This is a genomic window from Streptomyces cyaneofuscatus (genome assembly GCF_000718135.1).
In the GTDB taxonomy this organism is placed as follows: domain Bacteria; phylum Actinomycetota; class Actinomycetes; order Streptomycetales; family Streptomycetaceae; genus Streptomyces; species Streptomyces cyaneofuscatus.
In genome coordinates this window covers 269,189-288,650 of the sequence record NZ_JOEM01000016.1, presented here as the reverse complement: position 1 = coordinate 288,650, position 19,462 = coordinate 269,189, and the positions used below count along the sequence as shown (strand labels likewise).

At 72.0% G+C, this 19,462-nt stretch carries 18 protein-coding genes; 10 read left to right on the top strand and 8 right to left on the bottom strand.

Annotation, left to right across the window (positions count from 1 at the left end; translation table 11 throughout):
- The first annotated feature begins 368 nt into the window (after window positions 1–368).
- The 6 genes from IF17_RS0125825 to IF17_RS0125795 all read left to right on the top strand — a co-directional run bounded on the left by IF17_RS0125825 (window position 369) and on the right by IF17_RS0125795 (window position 7,119).
- The gene (locus tag IF17_RS0125825) at window positions 369–1,958 is read left to right on the top strand and encodes an RICIN domain-containing protein (protein ID WP_157851173.1); all 1,590 of its coding nucleotides are present in this window, start codon (window positions 369–371) and stop codon (window positions 1,956–1,958) included.
- A gap of 177 nt (window positions 1,959–2,135) precedes the next feature.
- Window positions 2,136–2,876 carry a hypothetical protein gene (locus tag IF17_RS1000000137220; protein WP_051884118.1) on the top strand — a complete coding sequence of 247 codons (741 nt, stop codon included), beginning with the start codon at window positions 2,136–2,138 and terminating at the stop codon, window positions 2,874–2,876.
- Between the two features lie 374 nt (window positions 2,877–3,250).
- Window positions 3,251–4,114 carry a hypothetical protein gene (locus IF17_RS0125815; protein WP_051884121.1) on the top strand — a complete coding sequence of 288 codons (864 nt, stop codon included), beginning with the start codon at window positions 3,251–3,253 and terminating at the stop codon, window positions 4,112–4,114.
- 279 nt (window positions 4,115–4,393) lie between these two features.
- A complete protein-coding gene (locus tag IF17_RS0125805) occupies window positions 4,394–5,350 on the top strand; it encodes a GlxA family transcriptional regulator (RefSeq protein WP_030570365.1) in 957 nt (318 codons plus the stop codon).
- A 147-nt stretch (window positions 5,351–5,497) separates the two neighbouring features.
- Window positions 5,498–6,496: a type I glyceraldehyde-3-phosphate dehydrogenase gene (gene gap, locus IF17_RS0125800; RefSeq protein WP_030570362.1), complete on the top strand. Its 999-nt coding sequence runs from the start codon at window positions 5,498–5,500 to the stop codon at window positions 6,494–6,496.
- Window positions 6,497–6,597: 101 nt separating this feature from the next.
- Window positions 6,598–7,119 carry a P-loop NTPase family protein gene (locus IF17_RS0125795; RefSeq protein WP_030570359.1) on the top strand — a complete coding sequence of 174 codons (522 nt, stop codon included), beginning with the start codon at window positions 6,598–6,600 and terminating at the stop codon, window positions 7,117–7,119.
- Window positions 7,120–7,320: 201 nt separating this feature from the next.
- On the opposite strand, the gene IF17_RS0125790 is transcribed toward IF17_RS0125795, so the two are convergent.
- Window positions 7,321–7,767 (bottom strand): peptidoglycan-binding domain-containing protein, encoded by a 447-nt coding sequence (locus IF17_RS0125790; protein WP_030570356.1) that lies wholly within the window; start codon window positions 7,765–7,767, stop codon window positions 7,321–7,323.
- A 261-nt stretch (window positions 7,768–8,028) separates the two neighbouring features.
- Window positions 8,029–8,808: a LysR family substrate-binding domain-containing protein gene (locus tag IF17_RS0125785; protein WP_030570354.1), complete on the bottom strand. Its 780-nt coding sequence runs from the start codon at window positions 8,806–8,808 to the stop codon at window positions 8,029–8,031.
- Between the two features lie 58 nt (window positions 8,809–8,866).
- On the opposite strand from IF17_RS0125785, the gene IF17_RS0125780 reads away from it, so the two are divergent.
- Window positions 8,867–9,259, top strand: a complete 393-nt coding sequence (locus IF17_RS0125780; RefSeq protein WP_018515295.1) for a DUF5997 family protein — start codon at window positions 8,867–8,869, stop codon at window positions 9,257–9,259.
- Between the two features lie 100 nt (window positions 9,260–9,359).
- Here IF17_RS0125780 and IF17_RS0125775 read toward each other — a convergent pair whose 3' ends face one another.
- The 4 genes from IF17_RS0125775 to IF17_RS0125760 form a co-directional block, all read right to left on the bottom strand.
- The gene (locus IF17_RS0125775; protein ID WP_030570352.1) at window positions 9,360–9,857 is read right to left on the bottom strand and encodes a peptidylprolyl isomerase; all 498 of its coding nucleotides are present in this window, start codon (window positions 9,855–9,857) and stop codon (window positions 9,360–9,362) included.
- A gap of 75 nt (window positions 9,858–9,932) precedes the next feature.
- The gene (locus IF17_RS0125770) at window positions 9,933–11,102 is read right to left on the bottom strand and encodes an EstA family serine hydrolase (protein WP_030570350.1); all 1,170 of its coding nucleotides are present in this window, start codon (window positions 11,100–11,102) and stop codon (window positions 9,933–9,935) included.
- A gap of 94 nt (window positions 11,103–11,196) precedes the next feature.
- Window positions 11,197–11,772 carry a histidine phosphatase family protein gene (locus tag IF17_RS0125765; protein ID WP_030570348.1) on the bottom strand — a complete coding sequence of 192 codons (576 nt, stop codon included), beginning with the start codon at window positions 11,770–11,772 and terminating at the stop codon, window positions 11,197–11,199.
- A gap of 72 nt (window positions 11,773–11,844) precedes the next feature.
- Window positions 11,845–13,314 carry an aminotransferase-like domain-containing protein gene (locus tag IF17_RS0125760; RefSeq protein WP_030570346.1) on the bottom strand — a complete coding sequence of 490 codons (1,470 nt, stop codon included), beginning with the start codon at window positions 13,312–13,314 and terminating at the stop codon, window positions 11,845–11,847.
- Here IF17_RS0125760 and IF17_RS0125755 point away from each other — a divergent pair.
- A complete protein-coding gene (locus tag IF17_RS0125755; protein WP_030570343.1) occupies window positions 13,313–14,365 on the top strand; it encodes an EamA family transporter in 1,053 nt (350 codons plus the stop codon). The two genes, IF17_RS0125760 and IF17_RS0125755, sit on opposite strands and share 2 nt — an antisense overlap.
- 49 nt (window positions 14,366–14,414) lie before the next feature.
- Window positions 14,415–14,624 (top strand): DUF1918 domain-containing protein, encoded by a 210-nt coding sequence (locus IF17_RS0125750; protein WP_018515301.1) that lies wholly within the window; start codon window positions 14,415–14,417, stop codon window positions 14,622–14,624.
- A gap of 66 nt (window positions 14,625–14,690) precedes the next feature.
- On the opposite strand, the gene IF17_RS0125745 is transcribed toward IF17_RS0125750, so the two are convergent.
- A complete protein-coding gene (locus IF17_RS0125745) occupies window positions 14,691–15,962 on the bottom strand; it encodes a glycoside hydrolase family 10-like protein (protein WP_030570340.1) in 1,272 nt (423 codons plus the stop codon).
- A 196-nt stretch (window positions 15,963–16,158) separates the two neighbouring features.
- On the opposite strand from IF17_RS0125745, the gene IF17_RS0125740 reads away from it, so the two are divergent.
- Window positions 16,159–17,019 (top strand): 3-hydroxybutyryl-CoA dehydrogenase, encoded by an 861-nt coding sequence (locus tag IF17_RS0125740; protein WP_030570337.1) that lies wholly within the window; start codon window positions 16,159–16,161, stop codon window positions 17,017–17,019.
- A gap of 92 nt (window positions 17,020–17,111) precedes the next feature.
- On the opposite strand, the gene IF17_RS0125735 is transcribed toward IF17_RS0125740, so the two are convergent.
- Window positions 17,112–18,338 carry a CHAT domain-containing protein gene (locus tag IF17_RS0125735; protein WP_030570334.1) on the bottom strand — a complete coding sequence of 409 codons (1,227 nt, stop codon included), beginning with the start codon at window positions 18,336–18,338 and terminating at the stop codon, window positions 17,112–17,114.
- Between the last annotated feature and the right edge of the window lie 1,124 nt (window positions 18,339–19,462).

Genomic DNA, 19,462 nt, shown 5'->3' with positions numbered 1-19,462 from the left:
GGCTCTGGGGAGTGGCGCCACTGCCGCTGATCTCACCCGAGCGGGACCCCCGGCGAAGAGCCGTGGAGGGTCCGGCTCGTAGAGCGTCCGGGCGCGCACGGTGAGGTGCCGCCCCTTCTCACCAGGGCTGCGGTGCTGCCTCCGGACCGCACACTGAAGGGTTCCCGCAGACACGGACGGATCGGAGACCCGGGTATCCCGCCGGTCACAACCCGGCCATTCGGCTGCGTGCTGGTGACCGGCCACCGATGGCCGGTTGCTTGACCTGTCTGACCTGCACCTTGAGCGCCTAGCTTCCAGCTGTCCGGCCCGCAGCACACACCGCTGCGGGCCCATGTAGCGGCACAGCCGAAGCTCAAGGAGCGACGATGAGAACAATCAGAAGAAGAACCGCGAGACTTCTCCTCGCGCCCGCTGTTGCTCTGGGGCTGTTCGCGCCGGTCCTCGCCGCTGCCCCGGCCGCCGCAGCACCGTCCGTCGCCGCAGCACCGTCCGCCGCGGCGGCGACGGACGAGGCGTACACCTTCACCAACCCCCATGGCACCCTCAACTCCACTGGAAACAACGACGGCAATCAGATCTCTGTCACCCCCGACGGGATGAACTACAAGCAGTGGCGGCTCATAAAGCTCAGCGCTCCCGGCCAGTTCAACATCGCCAGCACGTCCTCCGGGAAGTGCATCTACGCGACCCAGCCCGCCACTCAGAGGTCGTGCGGCCAGGACGGTCAGCAGTGGCACTTCCGCCCCGTCGACGGCAAGCCGAACACCTTCGGCATCGTCCGCCGTGCCGAGACGGGCACTGAGTACTGCATGGACAACCGTGGCGGCCTCCACCTGTGGGGCATCCTGGCCCAGCCCAACGTCTGCAACGGCAGCGCGAGCCAGCAGTGGACGCTGCCCGAGTACAAGGCAGCCGAGGCCAGAAGTCTCGCCCTGGAGTACTACAGCGATCTGTGTTCCAAGAAGATCTCCACCTGCTCGTGGAAGCAGAACTCCGAAGGCCAGCCCGAGGTACTGCCCAGGCGTCCCGCTTCTTCGGTCTGGTTCAACGACACCGGTACCACGATGACCCAGATCTTCACCACGATCTATCACTCCGGCTGGGCCCAGTCGTTCTCAGCCGGCCTGTCGACCTCGGTCGGAGTCTCCACCCCTGTTCAGGCCATGATCAGCAACCAGCTGACCGCGACGCAGACGTACACCTCGGAGGAGTCGACGATCAACGGCATCTCCGTGACCGTCCCTCCCAAGAGTTACGCCTGGGTCGACTTCGCCGCCGTCGGCAAGAAGGTCACCGGCACCTGGACGTTCAACACCGACAACCAGCCTTGGAAGACCGACGCGACCGTCACAGTCCCGGTCATCAACTCCACGGCCGGCACCACGATGTACGTCGCCCGTACGAACGTGAACCCTCCTGGCAGTGGCTCCACCAGCGACGACGTCAAGCCCACCGTCATCGCGAAGACCGCGTCCGCCGTCATGGACGTGCCCGCAGGCGGCAAGCTGACCGCCGTACAGGGCGGCGTCAGGGTCAGTGACGCGGACGGTGCGACCATTGCGACGGTCATGCCCGGCGCCGTCACCGACACCAACGGCGTCATTCACAAGGCCGCTCTCACGGTGCAAGGCGCCACCGTCACTCAGACCATCGAAGGCGTATCCGGCGACACCATCACGGGAACCATGTCGCCCCCGACCTTCTCCCTGGGCGACGGCACTCCCGCCGGCCATGCCTCCGCCGAGAAGAGCACCTGGACGATGAGAGCGGTGGCCTTCAGCGCCGCACAGGACAGGGACGCGTACGACAAGTGCATGGCCGCGAAGATCGGCACCAGCATCGTCAGCGGAGGCATCTCAGGCCTCCTCGGCGGTCCCCCCGGGGTCGCTGTAGGGATGATGACCGGCGCCTTCAGCGGCATCGTCATAGGAACGGTGACCTGCCCGAAGAAGTAGCCGGCCTCGCCGAACAGAGGACCGTGTCCCCCCGCCGTCCAGCCGGCGGGGGGACACGGTCCTCTCGCGCTGGGAGGGTCGTCAGGACGGGCTCCCCATGGTCCTGCACGTGCCCCTATGCTCAGGCGGCAGGCTCCTATGGCGGAAGCGTGCAGTCTGTACCACACGGGGGGCGTAGTGGACGTGCCGATGCTGATCCTGCTGGGTGCGGCGGGAGGTGCGCTGCGCGGGCTCCTCGACGCCTACAACCGGTTTCTGGACTGGCAGTCGGACCGCCGCGCCTATCGGCAGTTACCTCCCGGGCAGGAGAACGTACCGGCCAGGTTCCAGGACTATTTCGACCCCGTCGCCGACCCCGTCGCAGCCGTCGTGCACAGTGCGATGGGGGCCGGGGCCGCAGTGCTCTTCGGTACCACGGGACAGGTCAGCGGTGCGTACGCGGCCATCGTGGTCGGCATCTCGGCCCCGGTGATCCTTACTCAGCTCGGCCGTGTCCAGTCGATCAGCGATGGGGTCAACGGCGCACCGCAGGCAGGGGCGGTCGCCGAAGAACACGCCGCCCAAGCTTCTCCTGGAGCCGTGCCGCCCGCCCAGCAGCCGGCACCGGCCGGCTCCGGGTCCCCGCTCTCCGACGCGCAGCCGTCCACGGCCGGACCGGCGCAGCCGTCATCGGCGGTGCGCGCTGCCTCCGCAGGGGCCGACGAACGCCGCCGACAGAGCCTTCCCCTTCCGAACGTCACCGGGCCGGACTTCGCCACCGGCCCCACCGGCCCCCAGCCGGGCACCGGACCCCACGCCCCGCAGCCGAACGGCCGGCCGGTGGACCCCACCGACGGACCAGGCGGTGCACTCGATGATCGCGCAGCACTGCGTCATCCGCTCGGACCGGCCATCGGCGAGGAAGGGACCACACGATGATGCGGCCCTCCGCGAGCCGACGTATCACTGCGGCAATCCTGGGCGCCAACCGTCCGGGCAACCGGCCGTCCGCTGTCGCGCGCCAGCGCCGGCTTCCCCTCGGGCGCCGTCTGCTGACGTCGGTCCTGGGCATCCAGGCAGGCCCGCCCATGTCGTCGGCATCCCCGCGCAACGCCCCGGAGGGGACGGCGATTGCGCCGCAAACCGGTGGCACAAGCCGCTCCGATCCCCCGCCGGACACGCCGAGCCCGCCACCACCGGCCCAGCACCGGATGGGGCCCTCCCGGTACGAAGGCGGCGGCGTTCGGCCCCGTACGCCGAGTGAGGACCGCGAGGAATACGGCTCGCGCAGCACCGGGTCGGTTGCGCCGCATCTGCTGAACGAGGACCGCCAAGAGTACGAGCGGACTCTCGGTGACGCGCTGCGTCACGCTCAGGAACGTCCGGATCTGGCCGGAATCGGCGATCGCCTCACCTCGGAACAGCTTCGCATCATGGCGCTCAACACCACCGCACTCATCACGGCGGCTGCGGCAACCGAGTACGAGCATTACGTCAAGATCCGCCAGGAACTGCGCCGGCCGACGCCGTCCTCCCGGTCGTCATCAGCATCCGCACCCGGCTCCGCTGATCCAGGTGCGCGTACGGGTGTGACGGGGCTCGCCGCCGCACGCCGAAGGGACTACGCGGCCAGCGGCGCGGGCCCCGTCGCCCTTGTCGCGGTGCTCACTCCCGTGCTTGCCGGCGGGGCCGCGGTGCTCTCCTTTCTCGTGGGATTCATTCTGAAGATGCTCGCTCCCGAGTCGGCCTTCGCCCGGACCCTCTTCACCACCGGATGGTTCTTCGGCGCAGTCGCGGCAGCCGCGATACTGGTCGCCGTCTTCGGTCTGCTCATGACGGCGCTGCGCAGCGGCTCGGTTTCCCTCTCCACCCTCTCCCCCGAGGAGACCGAGGACGCGCTGCCGGAGGAAGTGGCGCGTGCCCGGGAGGCCTGGCGCCATGCGTTGCTCGAGCGGGGCATCCTGCCGTTCCTGCGGGACGCGCTCTCCGACCCCACCGCCGGCCCCGCGTCGCGTACACAGCGCCCCGCGGCCATCCCGGAGACCGGCTACGGCAGACCGCCGTTCACGAGCCCGGACTTCACGAGCCCGGACTTCACGGGCCCGGACTACACCAGCCCGGACTTCGCGGGCCCCATCGAAAGCACTCCTTCCACAGGTCCCGACCCGTCCGACTGACTCCCCCGCCCTTGAGCTCCGAGATGTACGGAACTCACCACCACTGGTCTTCGTTTCACGACCAGACCAGTCGCCCTTCGGCGACCTCGCAGACCGGATGGTCTCCCTCGGCGATCTTCGTCAGCGTCTCCGCCACCGAGTCGAAGTAGTGGGCCAGTACCCATCCGCTTCCCGGCGGCCGCGAGCACCTGTTCCGTGGCGGGGCCCGGCAGATCCGCGTGATCGGCGGAAGCGTGCTGCCGCAGGAGACAGCACCCCACCCCGCGTACCCTTTTCCCTGTGCCCGCCCCGTCCCCGCATCGCGTCGCCGTCCTCGTGCTGGAGGGGGCGAAGCCGCTCGACGTCGGTATCCCCGCGCAGGTGTTCACGACCCGCGCGAGCATGCCGTACGAGGTGAGGGTGTGCGGCGCCGAATCCGGTCTCGTGACCGGCGGTGACGGCCTGTCGTACTCCGTGGCGCACGGTCTGCGCACCCTTGAGTGGGCCGACATCGTCTTCGTCCCCGGCTATCGGTTTCCGGACCGTGAGGACCCGCCGCAGGCCGTCGTCGACGCGCTGATCGGGGCTCATGACCGGGGGGCGCGGCTCGCCGCCATCTCCACGGGCGCTTTCGCGCTCGCCGCCACGGGGCTGCTCGACGACAAGCGGGCCACGACGCACTGGCACTACACGCGGGCCCTCGCGGCGAGGCATCCGCTCGTCCGGGTCGACGAGAACGTCCTGTTCGTCGACGAGGGCAGCGTGCTCACCTCTGCCGGCGCCGCCTCCGGCATCGATCTGTGCCTGCACATCCTGCGCGGCGACCTCGGGGTGGCCGCGTCCAACCACGCGGCCCGGCGGCTGGTCGCGGCCCCATACCGGAGCGGCGGTCAGGCGCAGTACGTGCCGCGCAGCGTGCCCGAGCCGCTCGGTGAGCGGTTCGCCGCCACCCGGGAGTGGGTGCTGCACCGGCTCGGCGAGCCCCTCACCCTCGACACCCTCGCGCGGCAGGCGGGGGTGTCGCCGCGCACGTTCTCCCGGCGCTTCGTCGAGGAGACCGGCTACACACCGATGCAGTGGGTGATGCGCGCCCGCATCGACGTGGCGCGCGAACTGCTGGAGCGTTCGGAGCGGAGCGTCGAGCAGATCGCCGCCGACATCGGGCTCGGCACCGGCGCCAATCTGCGGCTGCACTTCCAGCGCATCCTCGGCACCACACCGAGCGAGTACCGGCGTACGTTCACGCGCGGCGCGTAGTACGCCCGGCGCCGCATGGCACGCCCGGCACGGCGTGGCTCGCCCCGGCACCCGCTTGGCGCGATCCTTTTGAACCGTGGCGATCCCGCCACTGTCAGCTGCGTAGGCCGCGAGCGAGCCTGGTGGGGAACGGAAGGGACACCATTCATGACTCGCATCGCCATCAACGGATTCGGCCGCATCGGACGCAATGTGCTGCGCGCACTGCTGGAGCGCGACAGCGCCGTCGAGGTCGTCGCCGTGAACGACCTGACGGAGCCCGCCGCTCTCGCCCGGCTGCTCGCCTACGACAGCACGGCTGGCCGGCTCGGGCGCCCGGTGACCGTCGACGGGGACACCCTCGTCGTCGACGGCCGCCGCATCACCGTGCTCGCCGAGCGCGAACCGGCGCGACTGCCGTGGGCAAAGCTCGGCGTCGACATCGTGCTGGAGGCGACCGGCCGCTTCACCTCGGCCGAGGCCGCCCGCGCCCACCTCGACGCGGGCGCGAAGAAGGTACTCGTCAGCGCGCCGGCGGACGGCGCCGACGTCACGCTCGCGTACGGCGTCAACACCGACGCCTACGACCCGGCGGCGCACACGATCGTCTCGAACGCCTCCTGCACGACCAACGCGCTCGCGCCGCTGGCGAAGGTGCTCGACGACCTCGCCGGTATCGAGCACGGGTTCATGACGACGGTGCACGCCTACACGCAGGAGCAGAACCTCCAGGACGGCCCGCACCGCGACGCGCGCCGCGCCCGCGCCGCCGCGGTCAACATCGTGCCGACCACGACCGGCGCCGCCAAGGCGATCGGCCTCGTGCTGCCGAACCTCGACGGCAAGCTGTCCGGCGACTCGATCCGCGTACCGGTTCCGGTCGGCTCGATCGTCGAACTCAACACGACCGTCGCCCGCGACGTGACGCGCGAGGACGTGCTGGCGGCCTACCGGGCCGCCGCACAAGGCCCGCTCGCCGGCGTACTCGAGTACTCGGACGACGCACTCGTGTCGTCCGACATCACGGGCAACCCCGCCTCGGCGATCTTCGACTCAGCGCTCACCCGCGTCGACGGCCGCCACGTCAAGGTGGTCGCCTGGTACGACAACGAGTGGGGCTTCTCGAACCGCGTGATCGACACGCTCGAGCTCCTCGCCGCCGGCTGACCGCACCCCGGGGCGGGCGTGCCGCCCCGGGGCTCGTCGCACGGTCCAGGCCCCGGACGCCTTCTCGCCCTGCCCGGGCGAGAGGGCGTTAGCGTGAGCCCATGATCGTATGGCTCAACGGCACCCACGGCGCGGGCAAGACGACGACCAGTGTGCTTGTGCAGCAACTTCTTCCGGATTCGCGGGTGTTCGACGCCGAGAAAGTCGGCGAGACGCTCATGGACATCACGCCGGTCCTCTCCCGGACGGACAACTTCCAGCACTGGCCGCCGTGGCGGTCGCTCGTGGTCGAGACCGCCCGCCAGGTACTCGACTACACCGGCGGCACCCTGGTGATGCCCATGACCGTCCTGGTCGAGCCGTACTGGCGCGAGATCAGCAGCAGCCTCGCCCGACACGCCATTCCCCTACGGCACTTCGTGCTCCACGCCGACCAGGAGACCCTCCGCGGGCGCATCGAGGGGGACACGGACATGGGCCCCTCCGCCTTCCGCCTCCGGTACCTGGAGCCCTACGCCGAGGCGGCCCGCACCTGGCTGCACAGCGAGGCCGAGGTCGTCGACACCACGCACCTGACGCCCACGGAGGCGGCCGAGCAGATCGCGGGAGCCGTCAGGAGCTGAGGTCGGTGTGGATCGGCCCCGCGCAGGTCACGTCAGGTCAGGGTCAGGGCAGGTCGTAGCGTACGAGGGCTCTGTCGACCGGTTCGCCGATACGCCGGGCGTACGCCATCCGCTCGCGACGAAAAGCACGGCAGGGTCCGCTCCCCTGAACTGCGGACCCGCCGTGCTCCTCACCCCTGGGCTAAGCTGTTCACCCGAGAATCAGCGGGCTTTGGCGAACCGCTTGAACGCCGCCTGGGTGCCCGGTCCGGCGACGCCGTCGATCGCGCCGGTGTAGCCGTAGTGCGCCTTCAGCCAGCGCTGGAGGGCCTTGACCGTGTTGGGTCCGACGACTCCGTCGATGGCGTCGTTGTAGTTGGCGGCCGACCTCAGGAAGCGCTGGAACGCCTTCCAGCTGTTGGTGCCGAGCTGGCCGTCGATGGCGCCCGTGTAGTTCCAGGAGCGTGCCAGCCAGCGCTGGACCTCCTTCGCCTGTGCGTTGCTCAGGCCGAGGTTGACGACCGCGAGCGGCGCGACCTGCTGGGCGCTGACCGTCGGGGCCTGCTGGGCCGGCGTCGCCGCGAAGCTGGTGCCCGCCGCCGTCATCGTTCCGGCCGCGATACCCACGGCGGTGGCGACACTCACGAACGTCCTCGTCATGGCTCGCATGTACGTTGCCTCCCCTGTTCGGAGCCGACCGCACCGGCCGGCTGACGACAACCCTGCGGGACGGGGGGCGAGGGCCACCACCGCTGCCGGGGAAGTGACGCAACCCCGGGAATTCGCACCCTCTGACCTGCTGGGGCGCCGTCCGCGGGATCTGTCCGACGGGACGTCGGGATGCGGGGGACGCGGGGGCGCTGGGGAGGGCTGAGGGGGGGGTGGGAGGAGCGGTCCTACGAGCGGTCGTACGAGGGTGAGCGCCCGGTTCTAGCGGCCGCGCGGCTTTCCGCGCTTGCCCGTGGGCTTGCCGCCCTTGGGGGTTCCCGCGCGGCGGCCCGTGGCCGCCTGCTTGCGCGCGGAGCCGGTCGCCGTGCCCGCCCGCTTGGCCTTCGCCTTGGGTTTCTCCTTCGCCGACGGCTGCGGTGGGGTGGCCGCGCGGCCCCGGGTGCTGTTGACCGTGCGTCCCCGGACGATGCCGATGAACTCCTCCACCAGGTCGGGGGTGGGCTCCTCCTGCGGCCACGACAGGGCCACGCGGGACTCGGGGGCTTCCAGGACCGGCCGGTAGGTGAGGTCCTTGCGGTGGTGCAGGCGGGCCAGGGACTGCGGGACGAGGAGCACGCCCACGCCCGCCGCCACCAGCTCGATCGCGTCCGCCGTGGTGGCCGGGCGCTCGATCGCGGGGCGGCCCGGGAGGGTCTCCCAGTCCAGGACGTCGTCGAGCGGGTGCAGGACGATCTCGTCCGCCAGATCGGGGAGCGTGATCTCCTCCGCGGCTGTGGCGGTGTGGTCCTTGGGGATCACCACGACCGTCGTCTCCGTGTACAGCGGGATCGCGCTGAGGACGTCCCGGTCGACCGGGAGCCGTACGAGTCCGGCCTCCGCGCCGCCGTCCGCCAGCAGCCGGCCCGCGTCGGCCGGAGGGACCTGGATCAGCTCCAGCGGGGTGCCGGGCAGTCGCTCGTGCCAGACCCTCACCCACTTGGTCGGCGTCACGCCGGGGACGTACGCGAGCCTGAAGGATGAGGGGATGTCCGAGCCTGTCACGGGTTCAGGCTACCGGTCCGTGGTCGGAGCTATGTCCTGTGGTCGATACCCTGGACCCATGACGTCGCACAAGACCGCCCAGACCATGAAGCCCGCCACCGCGGCGAAGAAGCTGGGTGTGTACCTCCAGGCCACCCCCGCCGAGTTCCAGGAGGGTGCCGTCTCGCGCACCGAGCTCAACGCCCTCCAGACCGACCCGCCCGCGTGGCTGGTCGAGCTGCGCCGCACCGGACCGCACCCCCGCCCGGTGGTCGCGGCGAAGCTCGGCATCTCCATCGCGGGGCTCGCCCGCGGCGGGATCACCGACGCCCTCACCACCGAGCAGGTCGACGCCCTCAAGGACGAGATGCCCGAGTGGCTCCAGAAGGAGCGGGCCACCCAGGCCGAGGTCCGCAAGGAGGCCGCCCGCATCAAGGAGCGCAACGCGGAGCGCGCCGCCCGGTCGAACTGACCGCGGCCCACGGAAGAGACCGGGAAGCCCGGCCGACGCAGTGCGTCGGCCGGGCTTCCTGTATGCCTGGAGCATGCCGGGCCCGAAGGCCCCGTTCCGGTCAGAGAACGCCGGACTCGGCGATGGTGACCTTGGCGCGGGTGCGGCCGCTGGAGGAGCCGAGCGCCTCGATCTTGCGGACCAGGGCCATGCCGTCCTCGTCGGCGACCTCGCCGAAGACCACGTGCTTGCCGTCCAGCCACGGGGTGAGCACCGTCGTGATGAAGAACTGCGAGCCGTTGGTGTTCGCGCCGGCGTTGGCCATGGAGAGCAGACCCACACGGTCGTGCTTGAGCTTGAAGTTCTCGTCGGCGAACTTCTCGCCGTAGATGCTCTTGCCGCCGGTGCCGTCGCCGCGGGTGAAGTCCCCGCCCTGGAGCATGAAGTCGGTGATGACGCGGTGGAAGGACGAGCCGGCGTAGCCGAAGCCCTTCTCGCCGGTGGCGAGCGCGCGGAAGTTCTCCGCCGTCTTGGGGACGACGTCGTCGAACAGGTTGAACGTGATCCGCCCTGCGGGCGCGTCGTCGATGGTGATGTCGAAGTAGACCTTGGTTGTCATGGTGACATCCTCACATTCCTGGCAACCGCAGGCGAAACCCGGGTTGGGTCGGCGGTGTGGAACGTCGCGTTCCGATCATGCCCGAACGTCGTCGCCGAGGGCCGCGTAGACCGCGTCGACCAGCGCCGTCTTACGGGGATCGTCGGCCACGCCGGAGCCCATCCGGTTCATGACGTACCCGAGGGCGATTCCCGCGTCCGGGTCGGCCAGACCGCAGGAACCGCCCGCGCCGTCGTGGCCCATCGCCCGCGGGTCGGGGCCGTAGGAGCGGTTGCGGCCGCTCAGCCAGAGGCCGAGGGCGATCTCCGTCTCATGGGCGAAGGCGTCGCCGAGGACCAGGTCGCGGCAGGCGCCCTGGCTCTCGCGGACCCGTTCGGCGGCCTGCTCGGAGAGGATCCGGTGGCCGTCGAGGCTGCCGCGTCCGGCGAGGATCCCGTAGAGCGCGGCGATGGCGCGGGCGGTGCCGTGGCCGTTGGCGGCGGGGATCTCGGCGGCGCGCCACCCGGGTGTGTTGGCGGCGGCCCGTCCGGTGGGCGGGTTGAGCAGGGAGGCGACGGCCACCGGCGTCATCCGGGCCAGCAGGGCGGCCTGGGCGTCGCGGTCGGCGCGTTCCTGGACGAGTTCGGCGAGCCGGTGGGTCTCCTTCTCGGGGAGGCCGAAGGTGAAGTCGATGCCCAGCGGTCCGGTGATCTCCTGCCGCAGGAAGTCCCCGGGCAGCATCCCGCCGACCCGGCGGACCACCTCGCCGACGAGGAATCCGTACGAGATCGCGTGGTAGCCGGACCGGGTCCCGGGCTCCCACATAGGTGCGGTGGCGGCGAGCCGGGCGCAGGTCAGCTCCCAGTCGTACAGCTCGTCCAGGGTGTGCGGTGTGCCGACTCCGGCGACCCCGGAGCGGTGCGAGAGGAGGTGGCGTACGAGGACGGACCCCTTGCCGTTCGCCGCGAACTCCGGCCAGTACGCGGCGACGGGGGCGTCCAGGTCGAGCAGCCCCCGGTCGGCCAGGATGTGGGCGCAGAGCGCGGTGGGACCCTTGCCCGTGGACCAGACGTTGACGACGGTGTCCCGCACCCAGGGGCGGGTGCGGGCCTCGTCCGCCCAGCCGCCCCAGAGGTCCACCACGGGGACGCCGTCGGCGAGGACGGTGACCGCCGCGCCCAGTTCGCCGCGGGCGGTGAAGTTCTCCTCGAAGGCGTCCCGGACGCCGGCGAAGCGGTCGTCGCAGTGGCCGTGGATCTGCGGCACCTTGGCTCCTTCGGTACGAGGCGGGACCGATGCCCCTGCAACGTACCGACTGGTCGGACCGGTGGGAAGGGAGCGGGCCCGCCGGAGCCGGGCGTCAGCGGATGCCGGACTCCAGGCTCAGGCTCCAGCGGCCGGGCGAGCCCGCGAGCGTGATCGTGGAGAGCGGGCGGACGTCCACGTTCCAGTACGCCGTCGGCGGCACGTTCAGCGCGTAGACCAGGGCCGCGCGGATCACGGCGGGTTCGGCGACCGCGACGATGAACCCGTCGCAGGCCGGGCGGGTGTCCAGCCAGCCCCCGATCCGCCCGATGAAGGCGAGGAGGGACTCGCCACCGTGCGGGGAGCCGCCCGGGTCGGCGAGCCAGGCGGCGACGGCGGCCGGTTCGCGGGCGGCGACCTCGGCCAGAGTCATCCCGCGCCAGCGGCCCATGTCGCAGTCGCGCAGGGCGGGCTGGGCCATCGGCGCGTAGCCGAGCGCGTCGCCGGTGGCACGGCTGCGCGGGGTGGGCGAGCAGTAACGCAGTTCGGCCGCCCCGAGCGGGACCAGGGTGTGGGCGACGAGCTGCACCTCGTGCCACCCGGCCTGGTCGAGCGGCCGGTCGTCGTCGAAGCGTTCGGCCAGGCGGGGCGACGTGCGCGCCGCCGCGACCAGGGTGACCCGATGCGTCATGGCGGGATGCGTCATGGCCGGATCGTGGTGCCGAACGCCTGTCCGGTCAAGAGGGCCCCGGCCTCACCCCGGTCAGGTGCCGGACGGCACCGGGGCCCGGAGCCCGTCGTACGCCGTCCGGAGCCGGCGCACGCCCTCCGCGATCTCGGCCGCTCCGGAGACCGCGGCGAAGCTCAGCCGTACGTGTCCCGCCGGGGGTTCGGCGCAGAAGTACGGACTCCCCGGGGCGATGGCGACCGAGGCGCGCAAGGCGGCGGAGGCGACGGCCGCCTCGTCGGGGCCCGTTCCCGCGCCGGTCGCCGGGATCCGCGCCCAGAGGCTGCCGCCGCCCGCCGGCACGTGGGGCAGGGCGAACTCCGGCAGCTCGGAGCGGAGGGCGGCGGCCATCACCGTACGGCGGCTCCCCAGCTCCGCCGCCACCGCGGCCAGGTGGCGGCCCCACGAGGGGGAGCCGACGAGTTCGAGCGCGGCCTCCTGGAGCGGCCTCGGTACGAAGAAGCTGTCGACGACCTGGATGGCGCGGAGGCGTTCGAGGACCGGGCCCCGGGCGGCCAGCGCGCCGACCCGGAGGCTGGGTGAGGTGACCTTGGTGAGCGAGCAGACGTGGACGACCACACCGTCGGGGTCGTCGGCGGCCAGCGGTGCCGGGAGCGGTCCGGCGTCCTCGTGGACGAGCCGGCGGGCGAAGTCGTCCTCGATGACGAACGCCCCGGCCGCTCGGGCGATCGCCAGGACCTCGGGCCGGCGGGCGGGGGCAAGGGTGGCTCCGGTGGGGTTCTGGAAGAGAGGCTGGGTGACGAGGACCCGGGCCCCGGTGGCGCGAAACGCGTCGGCGAGCAGCTCGGGCCGGACCCCGTCCGCGTCCATCGGGACGGGGACCGGGCGCAGCCCCGTGGCGCGGGCGACCGCGAGCATGCCGGGGTAGGTGGGCGACTCCACCAGGACCGGGGCGCCGGGCGGGGCGAGGGCGCGCAGGGCGGTGGCCAGGGCGCTCTGGCCGCCCGCGGTGATCAGGACGTCGGCGCCGGAGAGCGCCGGGCCGATCTCGCGGGCGAACCAGGACCGCAGTTCGGGCAGCCCGTCCGTGGGCGGGCGGCCCCAGGCACCCGGGCGCCGGCCGGCCCGGGCGAGGGCGGCGGCCAGGGCCCGCTCCGGCTGGAGGGAGGCGTGGAGGTAGCCGCCGTTGAACTCGATGGTGCCGGGCGGTGGCGCGGCGAGGGTGGCCAGGACCCCGGAGGCGTCGACCGTACGGGGCACGACCTCGGGTCCGCCGTCGCCGCTCAGCGACACCTCCTGCCAGGACGTGTCACCGGGGGCGGGCACCTCGGCGCGCGGCTCGGCCCGGAAGGCGCCGGAGCCGGGGCGGGTGGTGACGAGCCCTTCGGCGGCGAGCTGGGCGATGGCGCGGGAGACGGTGACCGGGCTGACCCGGAAGCGTTCGACGAGCGCGCGGCTGGACGGCAGCTTCCCACCGGGTGAGTAGCGGTTGAGCTCGGCCCGCAGGGAAGTGACCAGTTCGGCGACGCTGCTACGCTCTTGCATGAGAGCACAGGATAGCGCTACCGGTTCCAGAACGATAGCGGTCGATGCCGGTACGGAGACCTCCCCGACGCCCGCCCCGGGCGCGGCCCCGCACACCGCCGAGGCCCCCGCCCCGGACGCGCCGGAGCACACCGCCAAGGCCCCCGCCCGCCGTGGCACGCTCCTCGCCGCGCTCGGCGTCGTGGCGTTCTCGCTCACCTTCCCCTCCACCGCCTGGGGGCTGGAGAGCTTCGGCCCCTGGTCCCTCGTCGCCCTGCGCTCCACGCTCGCCGCCCTGATCGCGGGCGGCTTCCTGCTGGCGGTCCGGGCACCGGTGCCCGCGCGCCGCCACTGGGGCGGGCTCGCGGTGGTGGCGGGCGGTGTGGTGATCGGGTTTCCGCTGCTGACGACCCTCGCCCTCCAGACCTCCACCACCTCGCACGCGGCCGTGGTCGTGGGGCTGCTGCCGCTGACGACGGCGGTGCTGGGGTCACTCCGTACCGGCGAACGCCCTTCCCGTACGTTCTGGGTCGCGGCCCTCGCCGGGGCGGCCGTCGTCATCGGCTTCACCGTGCAGCAGAGCGGCGGCGCCCTCACCTCGGGCGACCTGTACCTCTTCGGCGCGCTGCTGGTGTGCGCGGCCGGGTACACCGAGGGCGGCCGGCTGGCCCGGGTGATGCCGGGGTGGCAGGTGATCGGCTGGGCGCTGATCCTGTGCCTGCCGCTCGCGGTGGCGGGCAGCGCGGTGGCCCTGCCGCTGGAGCCGGTCCACCTCACCGCGCACGGCGTCCTCGGCCTGGTCTGGGTGGCCGCCGGATCGACGTTCTTCGGGCTGTACGTCTGGTACAAGGGCATGGCCGAGATCGGTGTCCCCCGGGCCAGTCAACTCCAGCTCGCGCAGCCGCTGCTGACGCTGGCGTGGTCGTTCCTGCTGCTCGGCGAAGAGGTGTCGGCGGCGGCTCCCCTCGCGGCGGTGGCGGTGCTGGTCTGCATCGCCGCCACCCAGCGGACGGGCCGCCGGGGCCGGTCGGCACCGCGTTCAGCAGGGGAAACCGGGCCCGTACGGTCATAGACTTGGCCGTACGGACAGGCGGACCGTCACCGTGAGGAGGTCACTCCCGATGGAGGCACACGCGGGCGACCGGCTGCTGATGCACGGCAGGACCGTGGGACAGCACGACCGGGTCGCAGAGATCATCGAAGTGCTCGGGGACGGGGGCGCCCCTCCGTACCGGCTCCGCTTCCCCGACGGCCACGAACACCTGATGTCCCCCGGCCCCGACAGCGTCGTCCAGCACATCGAGGCGCCGCAGGGCCGGCAGCCGCAGTAGGACGGCGGCCTGAGGAGGAGGGCCGGGGCCGGGGTCCGAGCGGCCCCGGCCCCTCATCTCCCCGGGTCAGCGCGGTGCGCGCACCCGGTCCTGGTAGTGGTCGGCGACCACCCGGGCCATCGCGCCGATGCGGTCCGCCGCCACATGCTTGGCGGAGAAGAAGATGTGCCCGCCCACCTCGTCGTGGTCCCGGGCGAGGGTGAGGTGTCGGGAGAGCTCCGCCGGATCCTGCCAGGGTGCGGGCTGGGCCGGGTCACCCGCCTTGTAGAGCGCCTCCCCCACGTACAGGCCCACGCCCGTGCCCCGCACGGTGGCGGCCCACCAGGCGAGGACCTTGGCGTAGTCGGCGGTGGACAGCCCGATATGCCAGTAGATCTGCGGAGCGATGTAATCGATCCAGCCCTCCTTGACCCACTTCCGGGTGTCGGCGTGCAGGTCGTCGTACGTCTCCACGCCCGCCCGGGTGTCGGAGCCCAGCGGGTCGGTGGCCTTGTTCCGCCAGACGGCGAACGGGCTGATGCCGAACCGGACGCCCTGCCGGGTCTCCCGGATCCGCACACCCATCTCGCGCACCAGCCGGTCCACGTTGTCGCGGCGCCAGGCGGCCCGGTCCGGGAAGCCGCCCCCGTACCGCTTGTACGCGGCGTCGTCCTTGAACGCCTCCCCCGCCACCGGATACGGGTAGAAGTAGTCGTCCCAGTGCACCGCGTCGATCTCGTAGCGGCGCACGGCGTCCAGCATCGCGTCCTGGACGAAGCGGCGGACCTCCGGCAGCCCCGGGTTGTAGTAGAGCTTCCCGCCGTACGGCAGGACCCAGTCGGGGTTGCGCCGCGCCGGGTGGGAGGCGGCGAGGCGGGCGGGGTCCGTGTGGTTCGCGACCCGGTACGGGTTGAACCAGGCGTGCAGCTCCAGGCCCCGGTCGTGCGCCTCCCGGACCGCGGTGGCGAGCGGGTCCCACCCCGGGTCCTGGCCCTGGACGCCGGTGAGGCAGTCGGCCCACGGTTCGTACGGGGAGGGCCACAGGGCGTCCGCGGTGGGACGGACCTGGAGCACCACCGCATTGAGCCGCAGCCGGACCGCCCGGTCCAGGTGGGCGATGAGCTCGGCCTCCTGCGCGGCCGCCGTCAGGCCCTTCTTGGAAGGCCAGTCCAGGTTGGCGACCGTGGCGATCCACACGCCGCGCAGCTCACCCCGCGCGAAGCGGTCCTCGCCGCCACCTCCTCCCCGTACCGCCCGGGCCGTCCGCGCGGCCACCGCGTCACCGCCCGTCGTCATCGCCGCCACCAGTCCGGCCGCACCCGCCACGAGCGATCTCCGGGTCATTCCTGTACGTCGCATGCGCCACACTCGTCCCTTCACGTCGACCACCACCCCGCTCGCTCCACGTAACAGGATGATGCCCGTCCGTAGCCGGATGACCCGCAGGTCACGGGGGTGGGCTCTCGGAGTAACGTCGTGGGGTCGAAGCGGGCACCGGAATCACACGGGACCCTGCACTGCGGAGAACATCGAAAGGCACGAGGTGACGGACTCTATGGCCGACATTGCACGCGTCGGGGTGGTCGGCTGTGGCCAGATGGGCGCAGGTATCGCGGAGGTGTGCGCGCGCAGCGGCCTCGAGGTGAAGGTCGCCGAGACCACCGGCGAGGCGCTGGAGATCGGCCGCACCCGGCTGCACAACTCCCTCTCGAAGGCCGCCGAACGCGGCAAGATCACCGCGGAGGAGCGGGACGAGACCCTGGGCCGCCTCAGCTTCACCACCGACCTCGGGGAGTTCGCCGACCGCGACCTCGTCATCGAGGCCGTCGTGGAGAACGAGCAGGTCAAGACGGAGATCTTCCAGGTCCTGGACCAGGTCGTGACCCGGCAGGACGCGATCCTGGCCTCCAACACCTCCTCCATCCCGCTGGTGAAGCTGGCCGTCGCGACCTCGCGCCCGGACCGGGTCATCGGCATCCACTTCTTCAACCCGGCCCCCGTCCAGAAGCTGGTCGAGCTGATCCCGGCGCTGACCACGTCGGACGAGACGATCGCGCGCGCCGAGGCCGTCGTGCAGGACGTGCTGGGCAAGCACCCGATCCGCGCCCAGGACCGGTCCGGCTTCGTCGTCAACGCGCTGCTGATCCCGTACCTGCTCTCCGCGATCCGGATGTTCGAATCGGGCATCGCGAGCCGCGAGGACATCGACAACGGCATGGAGATGGGCTGCGCCCACCCGATGGGCCCGCTGAAGCTCGCGGACCTGATCGGCCTGGACACCGTCGCCTCGGTCGCCGACTCGATGTACGCCGAGTACAAGGAGCCGCTGTACGCCGCTCCCCCGCTGCTCCAGCGCATGGTCGACGCGGGCCGCCTCGGCCGCAAGACCGGGTCGGGTTTCTACCCGTACGCCTGACCGTCCTGCCGACGGGCCCCGGCACTGACGCCGCCGGGGCCGTTCGGAGCGCTTTCGCCGCGCCGGAAGTCCCGCGCGTCCCCGCCCGCCGCTCAGCGGCCCACGACCACCAGTCCGGCCCAGAACGCCGGGTCCGCCGGGTCGTGGCCCGAGGCCGTGAGGGCGTTCAGCAGTTCGACCGCGAGCCGCCGTACGTCGGCCGGCATCGACGCGGGCGTCTCCCGGACCGGGCCGGCCATCCAGAGCTGCGCCTGGCGCAGCGCGTCCGCCGGTGCGTGGCCCGTACGGAGCCCGTGGTGGAACAGGAGGTCGACGAGGGCCGTCGCGTGCAGCCTCACCAGCCACAACGAGCCCAGCACGGACGACGCTCCCCCGGCCAGGAACGCCGCCGCCATGGTGAACGACTCGTCCTGGTGGCGGCGCGGCAGGCCGTTCATGCACGAGGCCAGGGAGACACACAGCCCGGGCCCGTCCGGCGGCACGGGGAACCGCTGCGCCGCCACGGTCTGCACGGACAGACGGTCGATGTCCCCGGTCTGCGTCCCGTCCGGGCCGGGGACCGCGCCGAAGGCGAGGTGCGAGCGCCAGCTGTCCGACGGATCGGGCAGCAGGTGCGCCGAGATGTCCACGATGCCGTGCGAGAGAGAGGCCCGCCGGATCTCGTCGAGGACCTCCGCGGGCCGCGTCGTACCGTCCGGGCCGCGGTCCGGACGGCCGGACGGGCGGCCTGCCTCCGGCGCGAGCAGGCGCGGCCTCGGGTACACCCGGTGCAGCGCCCTGCTCGACGAAATCCGGGCCTGCGCCCCCGTCAGCCCCAGGACCAGCAGGGCGCCGTCCCCGGGGGCTGTCCCGGGCCTCGTCACCGTCCCGTCCGGCCGGTGCCCAGCCTGACTCCGCCGGCGTGCGGAGTCCCGCCAGCCGCGCCACTCCCCGGCCAGATCGGCGCGGCCGAGCCGGGACAGGGTGCTCAGCACGTCGACGGTGGCCATCTCCGTGCGCAGGGCGAGCGCCCGACCGCGCTCCAGCGTCCCGACGGCCTCGCCCAGGGCCCCGTCCTCGACGCACCAGCCGGCGACCTCCCGGGAGAGCGGCCCGGCCCGTTCCGCCGCCAGCACCGCGAGGGCGGCGAGCGCCAGCGGCTCACCGCCGGCGGCGTCGCAGATCACGGCGGCGGGGCCGGACGTCCGGCAGCCGGACGCGGGCGGCCGCCAGGGGCGCAGGAGCAGCACGGCCACGGCGGTGAACGCGTAGGCGCCCCCGCTGATCAGCACCGTCCAGCGCTTCGCCGGCCCTGACGCCAGGGCCGTGATGATCCCCACGGCCGTCCTCCTGGTGCCTGCCCCGCCCCGGCCCCGTCAGCGCCGGCTCAGCCCTGCGTGCCCCGCAGCCGGTAGACCAGGTCCGCCCCGCACGCGCACAGGAGCTCGCCGTCATGGGGGAAGTCCATGCTGCCCGGCTTGTCGGTGGTGCAGGGCGCGGCGCCCCCGGGCCGCGGGAACACCGCCGGCTGAAGGGCGAGCCGCCCGCCGCCTGCGGCAGCGGCACGAGGGCCGGCCGGGCGTTCGCCGCAGCGACGTCCAGCGGCTCGTCGCCGCCGAACCAGTCCTCGGTGTCCTCGTCGTGGCTGCGGTGCCCCATCCGACCCCCCGGGCTCGCGGCCGTACGGCGTTCGGCCACGCACTGTAGCCCGGTGGCCCGACCACCGTCCATGAAACGGCCCATTCCCGTGACGGCTCGACAAGAGATCCAGGCTGATATCGGAAACGCCGCGCACTCGCCATCATGCGGCTCTAGCATCACCGCATGGGGACACTCTGCATACTTTCGCGCTGTACGGAAACGGCTTCATCGAAGATCATTTTCGGCATCATTCCCGGCGCTGCACGATGACAGTTCCGGCACCGGACTCAGCTGCGGAATGGTTGCTCGGGCTGGCGTTCGGACCGCCCTCCCTTGTTGTCTCCACCTTCGTCCTGGTGAATGCCCTGTGGGCGTGGTGGAGCCTCGGGAGAAGCGCAGTGGTTACGGCCACGACCGTATTCAACCGCTCACAGGACCGGCCAGGCAGGAAAACGCTCAAAGCAGGGGCGACCTGGCGGATCGCCGTGGCCTGGACCATATTCTACGCCGCGGCTTCTTTCGTGACGCAGATCTGGGCAGGATCTCAGTTTTCTCCCGGCCAGGGAGGCGGACTCAAAGAGTTGCTGCGGTGGTCCGGGATTTTTGGCGCGCTCACCGTGGCAGGCTGCTTCTACGTGACCCCGTCACAGGGCCCTCGGCATGGAGATCAGCAGTGGGCGCCCTACCTCGGAATGGTGGGCGGCTATGCGTTCGGCCTCATCTGGGCTGTCATCGCGTTCACGCAGCGCGGGCCGGAACCAGGAGATTGGTGGGTCTGCCCCGCGATGAGCTGCGTCGGCGCGCTCGGGTCCGCACTGCGCAT

Bases quoted from the DNA above. Each gene is read 5' to 3' on its own strand.
- IF17_RS0125825 (WP_157851173.1), top strand. From the start codon at position 369: ATGAGAACAATCAGAAGAAGAACCGCGAGACTTCTCCTCGCGCCCGCT.
- gap (WP_030570362.1), top strand. From the start codon at position 5,498: ATGACTCGCATCGCCATCAACGGATTCGGCCGCATCGGACGCAATGTG.
- IF17_RS0125795 (WP_030570359.1), top strand. From the start codon at position 6,598: ATGATCGTATGGCTCAACGGCACCCACGGCGCGGGCAAGACGACGACC.
- IF17_RS0125790 (WP_030570356.1), bottom strand. From the start codon at position 7,767: ATGCGAGCCATGACGAGGACGTTCGTGAGTGTCGCCACCGCCGTGGGT.
- IF17_RS0125780 (WP_018515295.1), top strand. From the start codon at position 8,867: ATGACGTCGCACAAGACCGCCCAGACCATGAAGCCCGCCACCGCGGCG.
- IF17_RS0125775 (WP_030570352.1), bottom strand. From the start codon at position 9,857: ATGACAACCAAGGTCTACTTCGACATCACCATCGACGACGCGCCCGCA.
- IF17_RS0125765 (WP_030570348.1), bottom strand. From the start codon at position 11,772: ATGACGCATCGGGTCACCCTGGTCGCGGCGGCGCGCACGTCGCCCCGC.
- IF17_RS0125755 (WP_030570343.1), top strand. From the start codon at position 13,313: ATGAGAGCACAGGATAGCGCTACCGGTTCCAGAACGATAGCGGTCGAT.
- IF17_RS0125760 (WP_030570346.1), bottom strand. From the start codon at position 13,314: ATGCAAGAGCGTAGCAGCGTCGCCGAACTGGTCACTTCCCTGCGGGCC.
- IF17_RS0125750 (WP_018515301.1), top strand. From the start codon at position 14,415: ATGGAGGCACACGCGGGCGACCGGCTGCTGATGCACGGCAGGACCGTG.
- IF17_RS0125745 (WP_030570340.1), bottom strand. From the start codon at position 15,962: ATGCGACGTACAGGAATGACCCGGAGATCGCTCGTGGCGGGTGCGGCC.
- IF17_RS0125740 (WP_030570337.1), top strand. From the start codon at position 16,159: ATGGCCGACATTGCACGCGTCGGGGTGGTCGGCTGTGGCCAGATGGGC.